1 protein-coding gene and 1 pseudogene are annotated in these 920 nt (G+C 72.8%); both read left to right on the top strand.

Going from position 1 to position 920, the window contains the following annotated elements; all coding sequences use genetic code 11:
- Positions 1 to 154 precede the first annotated feature (154 nt).
- Positions 155 to 664 carry a SigE family RNA polymerase sigma factor gene (locus tag E1182_RS30665; protein ID WP_132271210.1) on the top strand — a complete coding sequence of 170 codons (510 nt, stop codon included), beginning with the start codon at positions 155 to 157 and terminating at the stop codon, positions 662 to 664.
- Positions 661 to 920 (top strand): annotated as a pseudogene (locus tag E1182_RS30660) (hypothetical protein); the annotation flags it as partial. The gene E1182_RS30665 and the pseudogene E1182_RS30660, both read left to right, overlap by 4 nt.

The following is a 920-nucleotide window of genomic DNA, read 5'->3' as shown; positions in this document are numbered from 1 at the left end:
GCCCACCATCGCCCCCGCACCCTTTCTCAAGTTGGTGGCGGGACGGTACCGGCCACGACCGACACTCTGCCGGCCGCACATCCCTTGCCCGGCAATGGATAGCTGGCCCGGCCTGCGGCGTCTGTATCTGTGAACGAGCCGAAGGGGAGGGTGGGTGGACGACGACGAACGTGCCCGGCTGGCCGAGTTCGTGGCCAGCCGCACGCCGGCGCTGATGCGGGTGGCATACCTGCTCACCGGCAACCGGCACGCGGCGGAGGACCTGTTCCAGTCGGCGCTGGCGCGGACGATCCCGCGCTGGCGGACACTGCGCAACGCCGACCCGGAGGGCTACCTGCGCACCGTCATGTACCGGGAGCACGTGAGCTGGTGGCGGCGGCTGCGCCGGTACCGGGAGTCGTTGCTCACCGGTGCCGACGACCGGGCCGACGCCGATCCCAGCGGCGGCACGGACCTGCGGCTGGCCATGCGGGCGGCGCTGCGGCACCTGCCGCCGGCCCAGCGGACGGTGGTGGTCCTGCGCTACTACGAGGACCTCACCGAGACCCAGGTCGCCGAGACGCTGGGCTGCTCGGTGGGCACCGTCCGCAGCCGTACCCACCGGGCCGTGAGCCGGCTGCGCGAGCTCCTGCCGGACATCGAACTGCTGGAGGTACGGCGGTGACGTTCCCCATCGAGCACCTGCTCCGCACCACGTTGACCGATCTCGCCGAGGAGGCACCAACTGTGGAAGACCAACTGACCCGGGCCGAGCGACGGCTGCGTACCCGCCGCCGCGCCACCGTGACCATGGGCGCGCTGGGCACTCTCGCCGCCATCGTGATCGGTGCCCCGCTGGCGCTGGCCGCCAGCGGCGGCGACGGCGACCGGCCGGCGGCCCCGCCGACGGTCCGCCCGACCCTCACCACCTGCCTCTTACA

Source organism: Micromonospora sp. KC721 (assembly GCF_004348355.1).
Classification (GTDB): domain Bacteria; phylum Actinomycetota; class Actinomycetes; order Mycobacteriales; family Micromonosporaceae; genus Micromonospora.
Note: the sequence above shows the minus strand (reverse complement) of the source record. Positions and strands in the feature narration are given on the sequence as shown.